This window comes from Nocardia sp. JCM 34519.1 (assembly GCF_020361265.1).
Taxonomy (GTDB): domain Bacteria; phylum Actinomycetota; class Actinomycetes; order Mycobacteriales; family Mycobacteriaceae; genus Nocardia; species Nocardia arthritidis_A.
Genome location: NZ_JAIRBR010000002.1, coordinates 96297 through 117476 on the forward strand (window position 1 = coordinate 96297; position 21180 = coordinate 117476).

The following is a 21180-nucleotide window of genomic DNA, read 5'->3' on the forward strand; positions in this document are numbered from 1 at the left end:
CTTCGCTTCCCCGATCTGCGTGGCGTGGCTCCTAGACCCGCCGATTCGAGGAATCGGCGGGTCTAATTGTGGTTCCGCTTCCCGCACTCGCGATCGTCGGCGCGGGCGGCAGAGCGGTGTCACTCGGCAAGGGACAGTTCGGGTTCCGCCGCGGCGGCGGCTTCCTCCGGCGCGGCGGGAGTCTTGCGATTGCGCATGACCAGTAGCGCGACCACCGCCGCCGCCAGGATGCCCGCCGCGCCCGCGTAGAAGCTGGCCGACATCGCATGGGTGAAGGCGTCGCGGGCGGTGGCGACCAGTCCGATATCACCGGTCTGCGCGGCGATGGTCAGCGCGTCACCGATCGAGCGGCGCGCGGCCTCCGGCGCAGTGGCGGGCATCGTGTTGCCGAAGGTGCTGGACAGGACGCTGCCGAGCACCGCGATGCCGAGGGCGGCGCCCGCCTGCTGAATGGTGTCGTTCAGCGCCGAGCCGACCCCGGCCTGTTCAGCGGGCACCGCGCTCATCAGCGTGGCGACCGCCGCGGGCTGGGCCAACCCCGCGCCCGCCCCGAGCACCACCAGTGCGCACGCCACCAGCGGGAAGCCGCTGTCCGCGGACATGTTGGCCAGCAGGCAGAGTCCCGCGGTGGAAATCAGCATGCCGGTGACGGCCAGGGTCCGGTTGCCGATCTTGGTGCCGAGTCCGGCGCCGAGCGCGTTGCACACTATCGAGGCGAGCAGCATCGGGATGAAGGCCAGCCCGGCCTCGGTCGGCGAGTAGCCGAGCACGAACTGCAGGTACTGGGTGAGCACCAGCAACAGACCGCCGTTGGCGACCTGCACCAGCGTCAGCGAGAGGCTGCCGCCGCTGAAATCCCGATTGCCGAACAGGCTCAGCGGCACCATCGGGTGCTCGACCCGCCGCTCCCACCAGACGAAGGCGATGAGGGCAACGACGGCGACGGCCAGCGTGCTCAGTGTGCTCGCGTGATCGAAGCCGCCCTTGGGGAATTCGATGATGGTCCACACCAGCGCGGTCATCCCGATCGCCGACAGCAGCGCGCCCGGCAGGTCGGGCTTGGTCCACGGACCCTTGGATTCCGGCATCAGCAGCAGGGCGGCGACGATGGCCAGCGCGGCCACCGGAATGTTGATCAAAAAGGCCGCGCCCCACCAGAAGTGCGCGATCAGCACACCGCCCAGTACCGGACCGCCGACCAGGCCGAGCACCGACGCGGCGCTCCAGCAACTCATCGCCTTGCGGCGTTCCGCGTCGTCGAACACGGTGATCAGGATGGAGAGCGTGCTCGGCAGCACCAGTGCCCCGCCGACGCCCATCACCGCGCGGGCCGCGATCATCTCGATCGGGCTGGCGGCCAGCGTCGCGGCCAGTGAGGCGAGGCCGAACAGGGCCAGGCCGAGCACCATCACCCGCCGCCTGCCGAAGCGGTCGGCGAGGCTGCCCGCGGTGAGCAGGGCGCCCGCGAAGACCAGGATGTAGGAGTCCAGGATCCACTGGATGTCCTGGGCGCTCGCATGCAGGTCGGCGGCCAGCGGCGGGACCGCCACGGCCAGTACGAAATTGTCGATGACCAGGACGAGCGTGCTGAGGCACAGCACGATCAGGATCCACCAGCGCCGCGGATCGCGCGTTGCGGTCGTGTCCATCGGATAACTCTTCTCTCGCGGTGTTGCGTACAACGTTTCCGTGTTGCGAACACTGTACGCACAGATTCATGACGTACGCAAGAGTGAACGACGTGCGCTATGCTCGCGGTAACGAAGGGAGATGCAGTGCCAACCGAAAAACCGGCGGTCAGCTCGGTCTGGACCCGCCCGCGCCGTGGCCGCGAACAACCCGCCCTGACCAGGGAGCACATCGTCGCCGAGGCGATCGGGCTACTCGATGCCGACGGTATGGACGCGCTGAGCATGCGCACCCTCGGTGCCCGGCTCAATGCCGGCGCCACCTCCCTGTACCGCCATGTGGCCAATCGCGATGAGCTCATCGAGCTGGTCGTCGACGAGGTGTACGGCGAGATCCGGGTGCCGAAGATCGGTAAGCGCGAGCAATGGCGCACGGCCACAACGGAATTCGCGGGCAGCCTGCGGGCGATGATTCTGCGTCATCCGTGGATGGCGATGACCCTCGGCCAGGTCGGTCTGTCCTATCTGGGGCCGAACTACATGCGGACGACCGATCAATCCGTCGCGCTGTTCGAGGTCGGCGGATTCGACGCCGAGGAGGCGGGCGACGCCATCACCGCCCTGTGGAGCTACGTCATCGGTATGAGCATCACCGAGGCCGCATGGCTGACGGTGCTGAACCGCAGCGGCCAGACGGAGCGGGAGATGCTCGCCGAGCTGCGGCCCGTCGTCGAGGCGGCCACGAAAGACCTTCCGCGCGTTCAGGCTTCCAGTCCGCCCTCCGACTGGGAGGATCCGGAGCGGATCCGCGACCGCAAATTCGCCTACGGCCTGGACCGCATGCTCGACGGCCTGCAGACCCGCCGGGGCTGACCGATCAGGCCGCCACCTCTTCGGTGTCGTCGGCGAACTGCGTCCGGTACAGCTCGGAATACCGCCCGTCCGCGCCGAGCAGCTGTCCGTGCGTGCCCTCCTCGATGATCCGGCCGTCCTCGAGCACCAGGATCCGATCCGCGTTGCGGATGGTGGACAAACGGTGCGCGATCACCAAAGCCGTTCTGCCGTCGAGGGCTTCGGCCAGCGCCTCCTGCACCGCGGCCTCCGAGGTCGAGTCCAGCGATGCGGTGGCCTCGTCGAGGATGACGACGCGCGGTTGTTTGAGCAGCAGCCGCGCGATGGTCAGGCGCTGGCGCTCGCCGCCGGAAAGCCGGTAGCCGCGCTCGCCGACCACGGTATCCAGACCATCGGCCATGCTTTCGACCAGTTCGCGTAATCTGGCGCGCGTCAAGGCATCCCACAACTGCGCCTCGGTGGCCTCGGGCCGGGCCAGCAGCAGATTCTCCCGCACGGACGCGTGGAAGAGATGGCCGTCCTGGGTCACCAGGCCGACGGTGTCCTGGATGGACCGGCCGGTCAGCTCGCGCACGTCGACGCCGTTGAGCCGGACCGCGCCGCCGTCCACGTCGTACAGGCGCGAAACCAGTTGGGCGATGGTGGATTTCCCGGCGCCGGACGAGCCGACCAGCGCGATCATCTGCCCGGCCCGCGCCTGGAACGAAATGCCGTGCAACACCTCGACTCCGCCGCGGGTGTCCAGGGTCGCGACATCTTCCAGCGAGGCGAGCGAAACCTTGTCGGCGGCCGGGTAGGCGAAGTGGACATCGTCGAATTCCACCGAAACCGGGCCGGCCGGAACCGGTTTCGCATCGGGCGCGTCCTCGATGAGCGGTTTCAGATCCAGGATCTCGAAGACCCGCTCGAAGCTCACCAGCGCCGACATGATGTCGACGCGGGCGCTCGCCAGCGAGGTGAGCGGGCTGTACAGCCGGGTGAGCAGCAGCGAAAGCGAGACCACCGCACCGGCATCCAGCTGCCCGCGCAGCGCGTACCAACCGCCGAGCCCGTACACCAGCGCCACCGCCAGCGCGGAAACCAATGTCAGCGCGGTGACGAAGACGGTCTGCAGCATGGCGGTGCGCACCCCGATATCGCGGACCCGTCCGGCGCGCAGCGCGAATTCGTCGGACTCCTGCTGCGGTCTGCCGAACAGTTTGACCAGGGTGGCGCCGGGCGCGGAGAACCGCTCGGTCATCTGGGTGCTCATCGCGGCGTTGAGCTGGGCGGCCTCGCGCTGGATACCGGCGACCCGCACGCCCATGCGCCGCGCCGGAATCATGAACAGCGGTAACAGCAGCAGTGCGAGCAGCGTGATCTGCCACGACAGCCGCACCATCACCGCCAGGGTGAGCAGCAGCGTCACAATATTGGTGACGACACCGGACAGCGTCGAGCTGAATGCCCGCTGCGCGCCGATCACATCGTTGTTGAGCCTGCTCACCAGCGCCCCGGTGCGGGTGCGGGTGAAGAAGGCGACCGGCATCCGCTGTACGTGATCGAAGACGGCGGTCCGCAGGTCGAGGATCAGGCCCTCGCCGATGCGGGCGGACAGCCAGCGGATCGCGATACCGAGCGCGGCGTCCAGCACGGCCACCGCGCCGATGATCGCCGCGAGCGTCACCACCGAATGCGGGGCAGCATGTCCGACGATATCGTTCACCACCCGCCCGGCGAGCACCGGATTGGCCACCGCGAGCAGCGCCGATGCGATGCTGAACACCAGGAATCCGAGCAGCGGCAGCCGATGCGGCCGCGCGAACGCGAAGATGCGCCGGGCCGTCGCACGGCTGAACGCGCGCCGCTCCTGCGGCGCGTGCGCCTGCCGATACAGCTGACTCCAGGCCACCGACTCGATACTCATGCCACCCGTTCCTTCCATGCCCGGACCATCCAACTCCGGTGCACCGACACTAAGACCTCAACAAAAGTTGAGGGCAAGTGTTCCCGGGCCCGCCGGAGTTCGCCGATGGCGAATTCGCCGGGTCGTCTTCGCGGCCGTTCCAGCAGGAACCGGCATTTTGGAAAGGGGCGAATCGTTCGCCGGTTTCGGTCCCGAACGCCAGGTGGTGCGTTGTTTACTTCGGTGAGAATGTGAGCATCCGGGATTTACCGCTGGTGCGGGCGGTTTCCCCGGGTGCGGGCACGCCGGATCGCGGCGCGAACCGCTGGGATAGCATCGCGCCGTCGACGATGCGACAGGAGAATTGAGACATATCGGAGGTATGCGAAACCTCTGATACCACAAGCGAATCGGCGTGATCGATGGCGCGGAGCCGATGACTGACTCGAGGGGAGGCACGGTGCCGGAATATCAGCGCGCACCGGTGGGCGTCGATCCGTCGAAGCCGAATGCGGCACGGATTTACAACTACATGCTCGGCGGCAAGGACAACTATGAAATTGATCAATTGGTCGCCCATCGGATGCTCGCCGTCGCGCCGGATACCAGAACCATGGCCTGGTTCAGCAGACAATTCATGCTGCGTTCGGTGCAGTTCACCGCCGAGCAGGGCATCCGGCAATTCATCGATATCGGCGCTGGAATACCCATTTCACCCAATGCGCACGAGGTGGCGCGGAAGATCCAGCCGACGGCCCTGGTGGCCTCGGTCGACTACGACCCGGTGGTCGACGCGCATGCCCACGCGGCGTTCTCCGCCGCGCCGGGCGTGACGCCGATCCTCGCCGATGTGCGCAGGCCCGATGAGCTCATCGAGCGGTGCCACACCGAAGCCGGAATCGACTGGTCCGAGCCGGTCGCGATCGTGATCGTCGGCGTCATGCACTACGTCATGGACGACGAGGACCCCGCCGAAATCTTCGCCCACCTGCGCGATGCCATGGCGCCGGGCAGCTACCTGGCCTTCACCCACGTATGGGACGAAAGCGCCAGGGAGTTCATCGTTCAATCCTCGAACGACACCTTCGGCAGTTCGGCGCAGGTGCGATTCCGCTCGGAGGCCGAGATCGCCCGGTTCTGCGAGGGCTTCGAACTGATGGAACCCGGCCTGGTGCCGATCCAGGATTGGCTCGACGAAAACCTGCCGGTCACCCGGCTCGCCCTGCTGAGCGCCATCTGCCGGAAGAAGTGATCCCCGGCCCCATCTAGGCTGACTTAATGGCCGAGGATCGGATGGTGGCCGCGCTGCGCGGGCGATTGGCGGGCGAGGTGGATGGTTCGGTGCGGCGGCGGACGGAATACGCCACCGACGCGTCGAACTATCGGGTGCCACCGCTGGCCGTCGTATTTCCGCGGTCCGCCGCCGATGTGTCCGCGACACTCGAATTTGCCAGGGCTGAAGGCATTTCGGTGACACCGCGGGGTGCGGGCACCTCGGTGGCGGGCAATTCGATCGGGCCCGGGCTCGTGCTCGATTTCAGCAGGCATATGAACGCGATCCTGGAGATCGATGCCGAAACCCGGCTGGCCCGGGTGCAACCGGGCGTTGTGCTGTCGCGACTACAGGCGGCGGCGCGGCCGCACGGGCTGCGGTTCGGCCCCGATCCGTCGACGCAGAACCGGTGCACGCTCGGCGGGATGATCGGCAACAATGCCTGCGGTCCGCGCGCCGTCGCCTGGGGCCGCACCTCGGATACCGTGCGCGAACTGCGAATTCTGGATGGCACGGGCACCGAGCGGATCCTCGCGAACGAGCTGTCGGCGGTGCCGGGACTCGCCGAATTCACCGGGGCGAACCTGGCCGTGCTGCGCACCGACCTCGGCCGGTTCGACCGGCAGGCATCCGGGTACGGACTGGAACATCTACTGCCCGAGCGTAATTCGGCCGTGGCGAAGGCGTTCGTCGGCAGCGAGGGCACCTGCGGGCTGCTGCTCGATGCCACGGTGGAACTGGTCGAGCTGCCGCGCGCAACGGTGCTGACCGTGCTCGGCTACGCCGATATGGCAAGTGCCGCAGACGATATCGCCTCGGTCATGGCCTGCGGGCCGATCGCGGTGGAGGGTATCGATGCGCGGCTGGTGGAGGTGGTGCGCGCCCACCGCGGCGCGGTGCCGGATCTGCCGCGCGGCGACGGCTGGCTATTCGTGGAGACGGTCGGCGATGATCAGGCCGAGGCATATGCGGCGGCCGAACGACTGTGCCGGACCGCGGGGGCGATCGACGCCAGGATCGTCACCGATCCCGTTGCCGCCGCGGCGCTCTGGCATATCCGGGCGGACGGCGCCGGACTGGCCGGCCGCACCCCCGACGGCCGGCCGGCCTGGCCGGGCTGGGAGGACGCGGCCGTTCCACCCGCGAATCTCGGCGCGTATCTGCGCGAATTCGGCGAGCTGACCCGCGCGCACGGAGTAGACGGACTGCTATACGGCCACATGGGCGACGGCTGCATCCATGTGCGGCTCGATCTGCCGATCGCCGATGCGCCGAAACGTTTCCGCGCCTTCCTCTTCGACGCCGCGGAGCTGGTCGTCCGGCATGGCGGATCACTGTCCGGCGAACACGGCGACGGGCGCGCTCGCTCGGAATTGTTGCGTGTCATGTACTCCCGCGAGGTGCTCGACGTATTCGCCGGATACAAGGCACTTTTCGATCCGGACAATGTGCTGAATCCGGGTGTTCTCGTCGACCCGCGCCCGATCGATGTCGACCTACGGCTGGCGGGTTTGCGAAAGGTCGGCGCCGCAGGTGGTTTCGCCTACCCGCACGACGGTGGCGATCTGCTGACCGCGGTGCACCGCTGTGTGGGTGTCGGCAAATGCCGCGCCGACACCCGAGCGGCGGGCGGTTTCATGTGCCCGTCCTATCTGGCCACCGCGGACGAGAAGGACAGCACCCGGGGCCGCGCCCGGGTGCTGCAGGATGTGGTGCGCGGCGCGCTTCCGTGGTCCGATCCGGCGGTCGCCGAATCGCTCGATCTGTGCCTGTCCTGCAAGGCATGTCGCTCCGACTGCCCGGCGGGCGTCGATATGGCCACCTACAAATCCGAGGCGATGTACCGGCGCTATCGCCGTCGTCCCCGCCCGATCGACCACTACACCCTCGGCCAACTCCCTCGCTGGCTCACCGTGGCGACGCGAATACCCAAGCTGGCCAATGCGATAGCCGATATCGCCTGGTTGCGCCGCATCGGCCTGCCCGCCGCCGGAATTGATTCGCACCGCGAGATCCCCCGCCTGGCCGAGCGCAGCTTCCGCCGCATGTGGCGAGAGCGCGCATCGGAGCGCCGTGCCGGACAGTCCGGTGATGCAGTCGCGCCCACTCCGGGACGGCCCGCTGTCGCTCAGTCGGATTCGGCATTCGTCCAGGGCGGTACTGCGGATTCGGCCGCACCGGCCTCGGCGGGCGAACACCGGCCCGGCGTAATGCTGTGGGTCGACACGTTCACCGATGCGTTCGATCCGGAGATTGCTTGGGCCGCAGTCGAGTTGATCGAGTCGCTGGGCTACCGGGTGCGGATTCCGCAGCGGCGGGTGTGCTGTGGGCTCACCTGGATCAGCACCGGCCAACTCGACGGGGCCCGGAAGCGTTTGCGCGCGACGCTTGCCGCGCTCGATGAACATGTGGCCGCCGGCGGGATCGTCGTCGGCCTGGAGCCGTCCTGCACGGCGGTGCTGCGATCCGATCTGCCGGAGCTGTTGCCCGATGATCCACGGGCCGCCGCCACCGCGGCCGCCGTGCGCACGCTCGCGGAGTTTCTGGCCGAACATCCCGAGTGGCGGCCGCCCAGCCGAACCGGGAAGTCCGTTGTGGTGCAGCCGCATTGTCATCAGCATTCGATTCTCGGATTCCGAACCGACCGGGAATTACTGGAGAAGGCCGGTGTGGAAGTGACCGAAATCACTGGATGCTGCGGACTTGCCGGAAACTTCGGAATGCGGCGCGGGAAATACGGCATTTCGGTTGCCGTCGCCGAGAACGGCCTGTTGCCCGCGCTGCGGGCGGACGCGTCGGCGATCCTGCTCGCCGACGGTTTCTCCTGTCGGACGCAGGCCGCGCAGCTGGCGGGCAGGCGCGGTGTCCACCTCGCACAGCTCCTGTCGGGGCTCGGCACAGATCAGGACACGTCCGCGGATGGCTGACGCGGCACGATGATTCGATCCCGGCGAGCGACCTCGGGCCTCGTACCGCGATAACCGGTCCACTCGATCAGCGACTCGGCCGCCTACCGCGAACAACGAACCGCGCACCCGGCCACAGCGGTGGCGACGGGTGCGCGGCGAAGGGCGTCAGCTGCCGAACGGCAGGGTGCCCGGCGGAATCTGATAACCCGAGCTACCTGCGGAAACGTTACCCCAAGCATTGAGCAACCAGTTGAGCAAATTGGTGATCATTCGATACCTCCGTCGTGGCGCCTGCCAGCTGTTTGCCGATCGGATTCACTATCGCCACATTCACTAGTCGCGTTACAAAATACCGTGCGCCTAGCGCTTATATCGAATTGATATAGCAAAGCAGCGGTTCGGCCGGTGCGACAACGGATTTCGCACCGGCCGAATCAAAGGGTCAGCGCGTGACCTCCTGATCGGCGAGCCGGATCGCGGCGTGCGCGATACCGACCGCGTTCAGCGTCGTGGTCGCGGGCAGCTCCGCCTGCTGGTCGGACAGCATCACGCTGGTGACCAGCAACTTCCCGCCTGCGGTCCGCACGAGATAGTTGAGCGTCAGCACGCCGGGCTCGGAACCGCCCTTGTACCACACCGTCGGGTATTGCGATGTCGGCAGCGCGATACCACTGTTGTTGATCGAGAGCGCGGTCCCGATTCCGCCGCCGTCGGGCTGCGAATTCGCTTGCCACAGACCGGAATACGCCCGGCAGATATCGTTCGGCGAGGCGAACCACTCCAGCGTGTCGATATTCTCCGGCCGCTGCCAGATGGTTATCCGGTCCCTGGGCACGGCATCGAGCGCGGGCAGTGCGGCGGCGCGCAGCGGTTGCGGCAGCGCCAGATACGCGTTCGCGGCGGTCGGGTAGGAATTGCCCTTGAGCGCGAAGAGCTCCCTGGTGGTCAGGAACGGTAGGTTGCGCTGCGGATCGGCATTGCCGAAGCGGGACAGCTGCGCGGCGACCGCATCCCGGCCGATGGTGTGGATCAGGTGATCGGTGGCGGTGTTGTCACTGATCGAGATCATGTAATTGGCGTACTCCTGCAGGCTCAGTCGCGTGCCCGCGGGGCGATCCTGTAATACGCCGGACGGCAAGCTCTTCCAGTCCTCGTTCACCGCCAGCTGATCGGTCCAATTCAGCCGGTGGTCGGCGACCGCCTGCCCGAGCGCGCCGAGCACGTACAGCTTGAATGCCGAACCGAGCGGCCGGGCGGTATCCGGGTTGACGCCGTGGATCAGGCGGCAACCGCTCGAGTCGATCTCGGCCGCGGCGAACGATGCCTCCGGCGCCGCAGCGCGGAGTTCGTCATCGATCTCGGCCCAGCTCTTGGCGATCGGCGCCAGCTGCAGCATCGTGATCAAACCCGCCGAGTCGACGGCGAGCACCGTCAGCCGGGTGCCGTCGGCGGAATCGAGCAGGGCCGATACCGCGGTCGGACTCGCCTGTGCCCCTGGCTGTTCGGTGAGTTTGCCGATGTGGACGAGCGCCTTGTTGAAACCGTCGACCCCGCCGACCGCGGACAGCGCCGCGGCGGACAGATGTTCGGTGACTTCGGATTCCGGAATCGGGGCACGCGCCGACGCGCCCACGAACCAGCTCAGCTGGGCTTGTGCGGACGGCGGTGCGGCGGTCGCGCTCGTCGCCGGCGTCAGCAGCAGGCAGGCGGCGAGCGCGCAGGCCGCGCCGATCCGCCGAATCCGCTTGGCCCGACGTGTATTTCCCATTGTGTCCTCCGCGTGAGACGTGTATCGACTGCTGCCCTGGCGGCGGCTATACGGCCTCGGGAGGTCTGATGAACAGCCCGGTGACCTTGGCGTTCTCGTCGTAGAACACTCGCCCCGTCATCTCCCCACCCTCGAATTGCATTGGTACGTAAGCCATGATGTGCGCGCCCGTCCGCCTGGTGAACGGCGCGCCCATTCCCTCGTACCGGCCGACGAGGCCGACGACCGTCGCCCAGGCATCCGCGAGCCGGTCCTCGGTGATTTCGCGCAGCGCGGTGTCGTCGAAATCCCTGCGGACCTCCGCCCACCGGCCCTCGCGCCACGCGCCGAGCAGCGCCACCGCGTGTTCGACGAGGTCGGTTCGGGTGGATTCCCTCGGCATGGCCGCCCCGGTCGCCGGATCGATATGCCTGCCGAACCGCTGGAATGCGGCCTGCCTGGTGGTGCCGAGCACCTCGCCGATCTCCTGCCAGGTGTGGCCCGCATCCCGTGCCCGGTCCACCGCGGCGCGCAGTGCCTCGTCGGCGCTGCGGGCGGTGTCCCGCGCACTCGCCACCCGAGTCAGCGGCGAAGTCGGATTCGTGACCACGTCGTAAATATCAGCTTTACGGGCATCGGCTGTCAAGCCTTTATTTACGGGGTTAGTCCGGTGCGCAGGATTCGATTCCGTGCGGCCACGCTGCCGCCGCGCCGCGCTACGGCAGGTTGCGCTGCAGTATTGCCGCTTGCGTCCGCGATCTGCCGGTGCGGGTAGCGGGCGACCGCATACCGGGCAGACCTGCTCTTTCGCGCTTCCAGCCACGATAATCTCCAATTTCGTGCCACACAGTTGGCACGAATATTAAAACGTGCTGACATATCGGTCAATCTGTGCGGCGTTTCACGCGCGGCCCGGCAGAATGTCACGGTGCTTACCCACCCCGTCGGTCACCGGATATCCGAGCCGATGCGTCGCCGCATCACCGCGGACCGCCCGATCGATCTCGCCGCGACCGTGGCCCCGCTCGGCCGTGGCACCGGCGATCCATGCCACCGGGTGACCGGCGACGGCGCGCACTGGCACGCCTCGCGAATGCCGACCGGACCGGTTACCTATCGCCTGCGACAGCTGGATCGGCGAACGATCGACGCCGCGGCCTGGGGTGCGGGCGCCACCGAATTCCTGGACCGGCTGGACCACATGCTGTGTCTCGACGAGGACGTATCCGGTTTCGCCCCGGCACATCCCAAACTCGTCGACGCCAACCGCCGCTTTCCCGGCCTGCGCATGCTGCGCACCGGCCTGGTGTTCGAGGCGCTGGTCCCGGCCGTGCTGGAACAGAAGGTGCACACCGTATCCGCCCGGGCCTCGTGGCGAAAACTGGTGCGCCAGTTCGGTACTCCGGCACCGGGCCCGGCGCCCGACGGCCTGCTGCTGCCGCCGGACGCCGAGACCTGGCGCCGCATTCCGTCCTGGACGTATCACCGCGCGAATGTCGGACCGCAGCGGGCCCAGACCATCGTCCGGGCGGCGCGGATCGCGAGCTCGCTGGAGAAAACCGCGGATCTGGCTCCGGCCGAGGCGGCCCGGCGCCTGTGCGGCGTGCCGGGCATCGGGGTGTGGACCGCCGCCGAGATCGCCCAGCGTGCCTACGGCGACGCCGACGCGCTCTCGGTGGGTGACTACCACCTGGCCGACATCATCGGCTGGACCCTGCTCGGCCACCCCATCGACGATGACGAGATGGTCGAGTATCTGGAACCGCTACGGCCACACCGCTATCGGGCCGTGCGGCTGCTCGAGGTCAGCGGCCACGCGCACAAACCGAAATTCGGCCCGCGCACCCCGCTCACCGACCACACCTGGCACTGAAGAGTTCATCGCGGCGGATACGGTAGCGCGCGCTCGTCGAGCACGCATTTGCCCGCCTCGACCAAGGTGGTGCGCGCCCGTCGCCGCACCCGGCACCGATCGACGGTGCAGTCGATATGCAATTGCATTGCGGCATGGGCCTGTTGGGTCGTCATCTCCCCCGGATCCCGGCCACACGCCAGCAGCGCCACCACCGGCTCACGCATCGCCCACCCGTCGCCCGGCCACCGCCCCTCAACGAGTCGCTGCGTGACGCTGTTCAATTGCATCGGCCCGCCCACGGCGCCTGCCAGACCACCATGCCAACGGCCTCCAGCGTGGTGAGGCCGACATCGTCGGCGAAGGCGCCGACCGCCGCGACCAGCGGCGGCACCACATCGGCTACCTGCATGGCGGCGACGGCCTGTGCGCCGGTTAGCGTGCGCCCGGGGAGATAGGAAACCACCCAGCTTTCCTGCCCGACACTGCGGGCTTGATGGGGGGAAAGATCGCTGGTCATCAACGACGACCCTATGACGTGTACAGCCATGACTCCTCGTTCCTGCGTGCGATACCTGAAGCGGGCCCGGACATTTCGCCGTGCGGCAGCCGTTCCGTCCGCTCGGCGCCGGGCACACGCACAGCACACCATCGCGCAGTGGACCGAAAGGCGCCCTTGGTGGATATCCAAACTTTTGGCGCGAATTCCCAGCACGAAATCCATCGGGGGGAGGAACATTCTCCATAGTGGACGAGGGAGCGACCGTTGCTCGCGACGTGCACTGTCACTGAATTGCCCTGAGCCCAAGCGAAGTCACGGGGAACCGAGCTTGTGGTGGCCCCGTGCGCGCTCGGGTCGGATCCGACCCATGGGCGTCCTCGGCGCGGCGATCCCGCGCGGCGGACGCGAACAACACAGAACGGAGCGGGCTGTGTCACCGAGATCGGCGAAAGCGGCGAAGAATTCGGACGACGAGGGCGACGAAAGCGCGTCATCGACGCTGCCGCGCAGACAGCTCGGCAGGTATCTACGGGACTGGCGCACCCAGGCCGGACTCACCATCGCCGAGGCGTCGCGCCTGATGGAGTGGGGCGCGAGCACTTTGCAGCGGCTGGAGAAGGGCCAGGCGGACCGCATACGCACCATCGACGTGCAGGAATTGTGCCGCATCTACGGCATACCCGACCCGGTCACCGAAGGGCTGAAAGGCCTTGCGCTGCAGGCTGCGGTGAAGAGCTGGTGGCACGCCTACGGTGACCTGATTCCGGAAAACTTCGACGTCTACGTGGGTTTGGAGGCCTCGGCCAAACAGCTCACCGCCTATCAGTCCGAACTCGTGCTCGGCCAGTTGCAGACCGCCGATTACGCGCGGGCGCTGATCCGGCTCGGCAAGCCGGAGGAGTCCGAGCCCGAGGTGGAGCGCAGGGTGCAGCTGCGGATGCAGCGGCAGGCACTGATCACCCGCAAGGCCTCGCCCGCGAATGTCGATGTGGTGCTTGATGAATCGGTATTGCGGCGGGTAGTGGGTGGCGTGAAGGTGATGGCGGCGCAGCTACGCCATCTCGCCGATTTGAGCACCAGGCCCAACATCACTTTGCGTATCCTGCCGTTCGCGGCCGGTATACCCCTCGGGGATTCGACCGGACCGTTCACCGTCCTGTGTTTCGGGACAGATAACAAAGGGCAGCCTGTAGAGCCACCGGTGGTCTATGTCGAGGGCTTCACCGGGGATCTCTACCTGGAGAGGCTGGCCGATGTCCGGCGTTACCATCTGGCGCACGAGTGCCTGCGGCGCTGTGCGTTGGATATTCAGGAGAGCAGACATCTGCTCCGGCAGCTGGCGAAGGAGTATGTTGCATGAACAGTGAACTGGCCCAGGCAAATTGGTTCAAGAGCACACGCAGCGGAGCCTCCAAGGACTGTGTGGAGGTCGCGTTCCTCTCTGGCGATCGCGTCGGAGTGCGCGATAGCAAGAACCCCGCCGGGCCGGCGCTAGTGTTCGACCGAGGAGAGTGGGATACGTTCACCGCTGCCGTTGCCGGCGGCGCGATCTGAGGAGCACCACGGTATGAGCGTCAACAAGGGCGCCGCTGTCGACCTGACCAATGCCGTGTGGCAGCGGGCGGGCGATGGGGCCGGTAAGGACAGCGTCGAGGTGGCAATGCTCGCGGACGGTCACGTCGGCCTACGGGATGGGAAGAATCCGGACGGACCGGCGCTGATCTTCACGCCGGGCGAGTGGGCCGCGTTCATCGCGGGCGTACAGGACGGCGAGTTCGACCGTCCCGGCAAGTAGGACCGCGGCCGGGTCCGGCGGTGCGCCGGGCCCGGACTACGTGCCGGATCGGCTGCGCGATCTTGCGCGGGTCGTTACAAAATGGAACACATTCGGCAACGGAACCGCGTTTGACTGTCCTGATTGCCGGGTAGACCACCTTTTGTGGACCGTGGGCTGAAGAATTCCAACGCCCGGTATCGGAAATTGCGGCCGGGCGATTGGGTTGAATGGTTGATCGTCACGCTGCTTTTCGCGGTGTCGGCGGTCGGTATCTTCATCCTCACCGGTTCGTATCTGTCGGCGCTGTTCGTCGGCGTCCTGGTATGGGCGGTCGCGGTCGGCGTCGTGGCGCTTATGTGAACCCGGGTGCGCCGAAACAACCGGCCGAGTTCACCTCGGCCGGTTGCGTCCAGCGATTCAGCGGCGGAACAGCTTGTTGCCCAACCAGACCACCGGGTCGTACTTGCGGTCCACCACCCGCTCCTTCAGCGGGATCAGGGCATTGTCGGTGATCTTGATGTGCTCCGGGCAGACCTCGGTGCAGCATTTGGTGATATTGCAGTAGCCGAGGCCGTGCTGCTCCTGGGCCTGTTGGCGCCGGTCGGCCACATCGAGCGGATGCATCTCCAACTCGGCGATCCGCATGAGGTACCTCGGCCCCGCGAACGCGTGCTTATTGTCCTCGTGGTCGCGCACCACGTGACAGGTGTTCTGGCACAGGAAGCATTCGATGCATTTGCGGAACTCCTGCGAGCGCTCCACATCGACCTGCCGCATCCGGTAGTCACCGGGTTTGAGATCCGGCGACGGCGTGAACGACGGTATCTCCCTTGCCTTTTCGTAGTTGAAGGATACGTCGGTCACCAGGTCCTTGATCACCGGGAAGGTGCGCATCGGCGTCACCGTGATCAGCTCGTCCTGGGTGAAGGTGGACATGCGGGTCATGCAGAGCAGCCGCGGTCGTCCGTTCACCTCGGCCGAACACGAACCGCATTTGCCCGCTTTGCAATTCCAGCGCACCGCCAGATCGGGGGTCTGGGTCGCCTGCAGGCGATGGATGACATCGAGGACCACCTCGCCCTCGTTCACCTGCACTGTGTAATCCTGCAGCGCGCCGCCGTCCAGGTCGCCGCGCCATACGCGGAATTTGGCGTCGTAACCCATTGTCACGCCTCACCTTCCGTGGCCGCGCCGGAGCTGGCCGGATGTCCGGCGAGTTCGGCGGGGGTGTAATACTTTTCGAGCTCGCTCAGGTCGAACAGGGCGAGCAGGTCTTCCCGCATCGGCACCTGGTCCTCCGGGACCACCCGCACATCGGGTACCGGATTCTTCGCGGTCGCCGGATCGATCGAGCACACCAGCAGCTTGTTGCGCCAGTCGGCGTCCATGGACGGATGATCGTCGCGGGTGTGCCCGCCGCGGCTCTCCGTCCGCAGCAGGGCCGCATGCGCGACACATTCGCTGACCAGCAACATATTTCGCAGATCGAGGGCCAGATGCCAGCCGGGGTTGAACTGCCGGTGCCCCTCGACCGTCACCGTGGCGAAGCGGCTGCGCAGCTCGGCCAGTTTCTCGACGGCCTGCCGCAGTTCGTGCTCCTTGCGGATGATGCCGACCAGATCGTTCATCGCCTGCTGCAGATCGGTGTGCAGCGTGTAGGGATTCTCGCCGGCCCCCGCACTCGGCGGATCGAACGGTGCGACAGCGGATTTCGCGGCCGCATCGATATCGGCGTCGGACACCGTCGGCCGCTCGGACAGCTGCTCCACATAGGTGGCCGCGCCGAGCCCCGCACGTCTACCGAAGACGAGCAGATCCGAAAGTGAGTTTCCGCCAAGGCGATTCGAGCCGTGCATACCGCCGGAACACTCGCCCGCCGCGAAAAGCCCCGGCACCGTGGCGGCTCCGGTATCCGGATCCACCTCAATTCCGCCCATCACGTAGTGGCAGGTGGGGCCGACCTCCATCGGCTCCTTCGTAATGTCGACGTCGGCAAGCTCTTTGAACTGATGGTGCATCGAGGGCAGTCGCCGCCGGATCTCCTCGGCGGGCAGCCGGGAGGCGATATCCAGGAATACGCCACCGTGTTCGGTGCCGCGCCCGGCCTTCACCTCCGAGTTGATCGCCCGCGCCACCTCGTCGCGGGGCAGCAGATCCGGGGTGCGGCGCGCGGAATCGTTATCCTTCAGCCACTGATCGGCCTCGGCCTCGGTCTCCGCGTACTGACCCTTGAACACCGCGGGGATGTAGTCGAACATGAACCGCTTGCCCTCGGAGTTCTTCAGCACCCCGCCGTCACCGCGCACACCCTCGGTGACCAGGATGCCCTTCACGCTGGGCGGCCACACCATGCCGGTCGGATGGAACTGCAGGAACTCCATATTGATCAGCGTCGCCCCGGCCCGCAGCGCGAGCGCGTGACCGTCGCCGGTGTACTCCCAGGAATTGGAGGTCACCTTGTACGACTTGCCGATGCCGCCGGTCGCCAAAACGATTGCGGGCGACTCGAACAGCACGAACCGGCCCGATTCGCGCCAGTAGCCGAACGCGCCGGAGATCCGGTCGCCGTCCTTGAGCAGTTCGGTGATGGTGCATTCGGCGAAAACCTTGATGCGCGACTCGTAATCGCCGGTCTCCGCGTGATCCTCCTGCTGCAGCGAGACGATCTTCTGCTGCATGGTGCGGATGATCTCCAGGCCGGTGCGGTCGCCGACGTGCGCGAGCCGCGGATAGGTGTGGCCGCCGAAGTTGCGCTGGCTGATCCGGCCGTCGGCCGTCCGATCGAACAGCGCCCCATAGGTTTCCAGCTCCCACACCCGGTCCGGCGCCTCCTGCGCATGCAGTTCGGCCATGCGCCAGTTGTTGAGGAATTTGCCGCCGCGCATGGTGTCCTTGAAATGGGTTTGCCAACTGTCCTTTTCGTTGGCATTGCCCATCGAGGCGGCGCAGCCGCCCTCGGCCATCACGGTGTGCGCCTTACCGAACAGCGATTTGCACACCACCGCGACGGAAAGTCCGTGCTCCCTGGCCTCGATCACCGCGCGCAGACCGGCGCCGCCGGCCCCGATCACGACGACGTCGTACTTGTGCCGTTCCACTTCTGGCATGGCAGCGAATACTCCTGAAGTTTGTGGGCGGTCAGTTGATGAACCGCAGGTCCGAAATGTGCTTTCCGGCAACCAACATCACGTAGAAATCGGTGAGCACGAGGGTGCCGAGGGTGGTCCAGGCCAACTGCATATGCCGGGTGTTGAGCTTGGAGACCTGGGTCCAGAACCAGTAGCGCACCGGATGGGCGGAGAAGTGCTTGAGCCTGCCGCCAGCGATATGCCTGCACGAATGGCAGGACAGCGTGTACGCCCAGAGCAGGATCACGTTGATCCAGATGATGATGTTGCCGAGGCCGAAGCCGAAGCCGCCCTTCGGACCGTGGAAGGCGTAGATCGCGTCCCAGGTGTTGACGAGTGAAACGATCACCGCCACATAGAAGAAATAGCGGTGCACGTTCTGGATGATCAGCGGCAGCCTGGTCTCGCCGGTGTACTTGGCGTGCGGTTCGGCGACCGCGCAGGCCGGCGGGGAGAACCACACCGAGCGGTAGTAGGCCTTGCGGTAGTAGTAGCAGGTCAATCGGAAGCCGAGCAGGAACGGCAGCACCATGAAGCCCAGCGGCAGGATGGCCGGGATATGCCCGAACCAGGCGCCGAAATGGGTGGAGCCCGTCGCGCAATCGGTGCTGACACACGGTGAATAGAACGGTGTCAGGTAGTGGTAGCGCTCGTCCCAATAATCCGCTCGCACATAGGCTCTGACGGTCGCGTAAATGATGAACGCGGCCAGGCCGACGACCGTGGCGAGCGGTGGCACCCACCATCGGTCGGTGCGCAGCGTGCGTTCGCCGATCCGGGCCCTTGTCCTGCTGAATACTCCGGTCCCCGTTTCCGAGGTGACTGTCGGTGCGGCACTCACGACTGCACCTCGCTGGCGCTCGGCTCCGTCGTGACCGCCGAGGGCGCTGTGTTCATGGTTCGCTCGCTCCGCTCGCTCACGGGGTGGATGCCTCGCTGATCTGCTGTGCGGTTGGTCATGATTACCTCCGCAGTCGAATGTGATGCTGAGCACCATACGACACCCTGGTGATGGCGTGAGCAGGGTCCCGGCAAACCTGACCCGCCGGAATGCCCGTGATTTGCGCCACATTCGGACATTCGGCACCGATTGGTGCGTTGTGGTGAACCGACCGCAAATTATTCGGATTCGACCAAAAGGTTCGCTATCCGCCATGGGCTGCGAGTTGTTTCGGCGAATGCGGAGATGCGCGGGATAACTACTGGGCCGCAGTGCTTTTCAATGATCGCGAGGCCGCAAACGACCAGCGGCCACGACATCGTCGGTAGATGTCGTGACCGCTGGTGGTGGTGCGACGAAAATTGTTGTGCCGCAGGCGGATGGATCAGCCGCGGTAGATCTCCACGTAGGCGTTGGTCACCACGCCGACGACACCGGGACCGGTACCCGTGCAGCCGATCGAGGTGCGCTGACCCGTCGGCGTGAAGGGGTAGGTGAGGTTGTAGTAGGACCCGATGCCGTACAGCGGGAACGGCCCGGAAGCGTAGACGCCGACGCAGTCGACGTGCAGCACGTAGTTCGAGCCCCCGTCGGGCTGGCAGATCGCGGACGCGCTGAAAATGTCACGCTGGACGGCGCAGTCCTGTGGTGCGGCCTGAGCGGCGCCGGAGCCGATAACTGCTACGAAGGCCAGACCGGAGAGCCCGGCGGCCGCGATTCGTCCGGTGGCGGCGATCGCCCTTCTCATCGAAACCCCTTCGGTTGCAGTACATAAACGCTGAAAAGGCTATGTGTACCGCACCCGATTCGATTGCCCCAAGAACTACTGTCACCAGAATTGGGAAGATTATTCGGCCGCGCCGGAGTCGGCGCGGCCGGGACGCGTCCCTACTTGGTGCGCGGCCGCGAGTGGAAGCCCAATCCCTCGTCCTGCGCCCCGAGCCAATCCGTCTCATCGGATTTGCTGTCGGGCACGTAGATGGTGTCCTGTGCGCGCCGGGTGACCACCGGCGGCGGCGACTGCTCGAACTCGTCGGCGTCGATGACGAGCCGTTCGAGATCGTTCTCCAGTCGGCGCACGGTGTTGGCGTCGCCGTAATGGGTGCGCAGTGCGCCGATGGATTGCCGGAGCTGGCCGACCGCGTAGCGGAGTTCGGCGAGTTCGCTGCGTGTCATCGATACCTCCAGTGTTCCTCGGTGGGGCACGCGAACTTCGGTGGTAGCGCTGGTTCCATGGTCTGCCAGGACCCGGGCGCTGCCAAGTCGAGTGACGCACCGCACATCGTGATCTACAACACAGTACAGAACAAATACCGAAATGGCTCGTCGGGACCGCGATTCTGGCGGTTCGCCTGAATGTTGCCGCAGCCTGAACCTTCCTTTTGGTAGGAATGACCACCCGGTCACCCGGCAACCGCCGAGCGCTCAACCGGCGGCCGCGTACTCCGGACCGGCCAGCGTCGCCAACGCCCGGTCTACGAGCGCGACGATGGACAGCGCCACCTCCTCGGCGCGCTCCAGGATCACGCTGTGTCCGGCGCCCTCGATCCGCACCAGTTCCGCACCCGTCAGCTGCGAGGCCAGCACCACCGAATGCGCGAACGGCACGACGATGTCGGCGGATCCGGCCAGCACCAGCGCCGGGATGGCGCCGAGCCGGTGCAGCGTCGCGGTCTCGTCGAAGGCGCGCAGCGATGCGAGGAAGCTGGACATGGTGAGCAGCGGCGTCTCGTTCAGCATGGCCGTCGCCACCGCGATCATCCGCGGGCTCACCTTGCGGGTGCCGAAGGTGGCCTCCCGCATGATCGGCTCGAAGATCTTGCGGGACAACCGTTTCGACGCCTGCATCACGCGCGGCGCCCTGGTCACCGCGAGCTGCAGCGAATGCACCGCGTAGCGGTTCAGGAAGCGGCCGAGGCCGACCTCGGTGAGCCCGTTCGCGGCGCCGGCGATCAGCGCGACGCCCGCGATGCGGGTGCCGACCGCCGCCGGGAACAGCCGGGCGTAGGCGAGTACGACCATCGCGCCCATGGAATGGCCGACCAGGATGATCGGTCCGGTGGGCGCGATCGCGCGCAGCACGGTGTCCAGGTCGCCCGCCAGTTGGTCGATGGTGTAGGTGGACGGGTGCGCGACACCGGATTCGCCGTGTCCGCGGTGGTCGTAGAAGACCATCCTGGTGTCGTCGCCCCACTGGCGAAGCAGTTGATCGCGCAGGAAGGTCCAGGATTCGGTGCGCAGGCAGTGGCCGTGTACGAAGACGACGGTGCGGGATGCGTCGGTGGCGCCGAAGGTGCGTACCGAGATCGGGACACCGTCATCGGCCGACACCGTGCTGCGGTGGCCGTCGAAATCGGCGGCGCGGCGGGCGATGGGCGAGGACATGACGTTCTCCTGGCTGACGGAGCGCTCTTGCCCGGTTGTCGAAGATGATTTCCGGTGCGTTAACCGCCCACACCTGCCGTTATGGACAAGTTGTCCAACCGACGCGGCGAATCGACCTGCGCGGGTTGTCAGGAGAATCTACTAAAATCTAGGCAATAAACTAGATTCTTCTAGAAGGCAATCGAAGGCCGCCTCGATGCCGAAGTATCGGGCAATCGAGCAGATCTCCTAGATACGTCTAGATTTCGTTATCGAGCGATGCGACTGAAATCTCCGTATATATAGCGAATTTCCTAGCTCAT

At 66.3% G+C, this 21180-nt stretch carries 20 protein-coding genes; 8 read left to right on the forward strand and 12 right to left on the reverse strand.

The window, feature by feature from the left end:
* Positions 1-119 precede the first annotated feature (119 nt).
* Positions 120-1649: an MFS transporter gene (locus LGY53_RS06705; protein ID WP_225725770.1), complete on the reverse strand. Its 1530-nt coding sequence runs from the start codon at positions 1647-1649 to the stop codon at positions 120-122.
* Between the two features lie 126 nt (positions 1650-1775).
* On the opposite strand from LGY53_RS06705, the gene LGY53_RS06710 reads away from it, so the two are divergent.
* Positions 1776-2501, forward strand: coding sequence for a TetR/AcrR family transcriptional regulator (locus LGY53_RS06710; protein WP_225725771.1), 726 nt, complete (start codon positions 1776-1778; stop codon positions 2499-2501).
* Positions 2502-2505: 4 nt separating this feature from the next.
* On the opposite strand, the gene LGY53_RS06715 is transcribed toward LGY53_RS06710, so the two are convergent.
* Positions 2506-4386, reverse strand: a complete 1881-nt coding sequence (locus LGY53_RS06715) for an ABC transporter ATP-binding protein (RefSeq protein ID WP_225725772.1) — start codon at positions 4384-4386, stop codon at positions 2506-2508.
* A 415-nt stretch (positions 4387-4801) separates the two neighbouring features.
* On the opposite strand from LGY53_RS06715, the gene LGY53_RS06720 reads away from it, so the two are divergent.
* Both LGY53_RS06720 and LGY53_RS06725 read left to right on the forward strand, forming a co-directional pair.
* Positions 4802-5617, forward strand: coding sequence for an SAM-dependent methyltransferase (locus LGY53_RS06720; protein WP_225725773.1), 816 nt, complete (start codon positions 4802-4804; stop codon positions 5615-5617).
* 26 nt (positions 5618-5643) lie between these two features.
* Entirely contained in the window at positions 5644-8565 is a 2922-nt protein-coding gene (locus tag LGY53_RS06725) for an FAD-binding and (Fe-S)-binding domain-containing protein (RefSeq protein ID WP_225725774.1), read from the forward strand.
* Positions 8566-8989: 424 nt separating this feature from the next.
* On the opposite strand, the gene LGY53_RS06730 is transcribed toward LGY53_RS06725, so the two are convergent.
* Together LGY53_RS06730 and LGY53_RS44085 are read right to left on the reverse strand one after the other, a co-directional pair.
* Positions 8990-10315, reverse strand: a complete 1326-nt coding sequence (locus LGY53_RS06730) for a serine hydrolase (protein WP_225725775.1) — start codon at positions 10313-10315, stop codon at positions 8990-8992.
* 46 nt (positions 10316-10361) lie between these two features.
* On the reverse strand, positions 10362-10904 hold the full coding sequence (locus LGY53_RS44085; RefSeq protein WP_225725776.1) for a DUF3887 domain-containing protein: 543 nt from the start codon (positions 10902-10904) through the stop codon (positions 10362-10364).
* A 357-nt stretch (positions 10905-11261) separates the two neighbouring features.
* On the opposite strand from LGY53_RS44085, the gene LGY53_RS06740 reads away from it, so the two are divergent.
* Positions 11262-12167, forward strand: a complete 906-nt coding sequence (locus LGY53_RS06740) for a DNA-3-methyladenine glycosylase (RefSeq protein WP_225726257.1) — start codon at positions 11262-11264, stop codon at positions 12165-12167.
* Positions 12168-12172: 5 nt separating this feature from the next.
* Here the strand turns inward: LGY53_RS06740 and LGY53_RS06745 are convergent, their stop codons facing one another.
* Positions 12173-12373: a hypothetical protein gene (locus LGY53_RS06745; RefSeq protein WP_225725777.1), complete on the reverse strand. Its 201-nt coding sequence runs from the start codon at positions 12371-12373 to the stop codon at positions 12173-12175.
* A 53-nt stretch (positions 12374-12426) separates the two neighbouring features.
* Positions 12427-12612 (reverse strand): hypothetical protein, encoded by a 186-nt coding sequence (locus LGY53_RS06750; RefSeq protein WP_308102823.1) that lies wholly within the window; start codon positions 12610-12612, stop codon positions 12427-12429.
* 466 nt (positions 12613-13078) lie between these two features.
* Between LGY53_RS06750 and LGY53_RS06755 the strand changes: the two genes are divergently transcribed.
* The 4 genes from LGY53_RS06755 to LGY53_RS06770 all read left to right on the forward strand — a co-directional run bounded on the left by LGY53_RS06755 (position 13079) and on the right by LGY53_RS06770 (position 14785).
* Positions 13079-14008, forward strand: a complete 930-nt coding sequence (locus LGY53_RS06755; RefSeq protein WP_225725778.1) for a helix-turn-helix transcriptional regulator — start codon at positions 13079-13081, stop codon at positions 14006-14008.
* Positions 14005-14202: a DUF397 domain-containing protein gene (locus tag LGY53_RS06760; protein ID WP_167478812.1), complete on the forward strand. Its 198-nt coding sequence runs from the start codon at positions 14005-14007 to the stop codon at positions 14200-14202. The genes LGY53_RS06755 and LGY53_RS06760 overlap by 4 nt, the downstream gene beginning before the upstream one ends.
* Positions 14203-14215: 13 nt before the next feature.
* On the forward strand, positions 14216-14443 hold the full coding sequence (locus tag LGY53_RS06765; RefSeq protein ID WP_167478811.1) for a DUF397 domain-containing protein: 228 nt from the start codon (positions 14216-14218) through the stop codon (positions 14441-14443).
* 144 nt (positions 14444-14587) lie between these two features.
* Entirely contained in the window at positions 14588-14785 is a 198-nt protein-coding gene (locus LGY53_RS06770) for a hypothetical protein (RefSeq protein ID WP_225725779.1), read from the forward strand.
* A gap of 57 nt (positions 14786-14842) precedes the next feature.
* Here LGY53_RS06770 and LGY53_RS06775 read toward each other — a convergent pair whose 3' ends face one another.
* The 6 genes from LGY53_RS06775 to LGY53_RS06800 all read right to left on the reverse strand — a co-directional run bounded on the left by LGY53_RS06775 (position 14843) and on the right by LGY53_RS06800 (position 20878).
* The gene (locus LGY53_RS06775; RefSeq protein ID WP_225726258.1) at positions 14843-15589 is read right to left on the reverse strand and encodes a succinate dehydrogenase/fumarate reductase iron-sulfur subunit; all 747 of its coding nucleotides are present in this window, start codon (positions 15587-15589) and stop codon (positions 14843-14845) included.
* Between the two features lie 2 nt (positions 15590-15591).
* The gene (locus LGY53_RS06780; protein WP_225725780.1) at positions 15592-17532 is read right to left on the reverse strand and encodes a fumarate reductase/succinate dehydrogenase flavoprotein subunit; all 1941 of its coding nucleotides are present in this window, start codon (positions 17530-17532) and stop codon (positions 15592-15594) included.
* A gap of 31 nt (positions 17533-17563) precedes the next feature.
* On the reverse strand, positions 17564-18394 hold the full coding sequence (locus LGY53_RS06785) for a hypothetical protein (protein WP_225725781.1): 831 nt from the start codon (positions 18392-18394) through the stop codon (positions 17564-17566).
* 484 nt (positions 18395-18878) lie between these two features.
* Positions 18879-19241 carry a hypothetical protein gene (locus LGY53_RS06790; RefSeq protein ID WP_225725782.1) on the reverse strand — a complete coding sequence of 121 codons (363 nt, stop codon included), beginning with the start codon at positions 19239-19241 and terminating at the stop codon, positions 18879-18881.
* A gap of 140 nt (positions 19242-19381) precedes the next feature.
* Positions 19382-19669: a hypothetical protein gene (locus LGY53_RS06795; RefSeq protein ID WP_167478806.1), complete on the reverse strand. Its 288-nt coding sequence runs from the start codon at positions 19667-19669 to the stop codon at positions 19382-19384.
* A 249-nt stretch (positions 19670-19918) separates the two neighbouring features.
* Complete coding sequence (locus tag LGY53_RS06800; protein ID WP_225725783.1) at positions 19919-20878, reverse strand: alpha/beta fold hydrolase; 960 nt, start codon at positions 20876-20878, stop codon at positions 19919-19921.
* Positions 20879-21180: the final 302 nt, after the last annotated feature.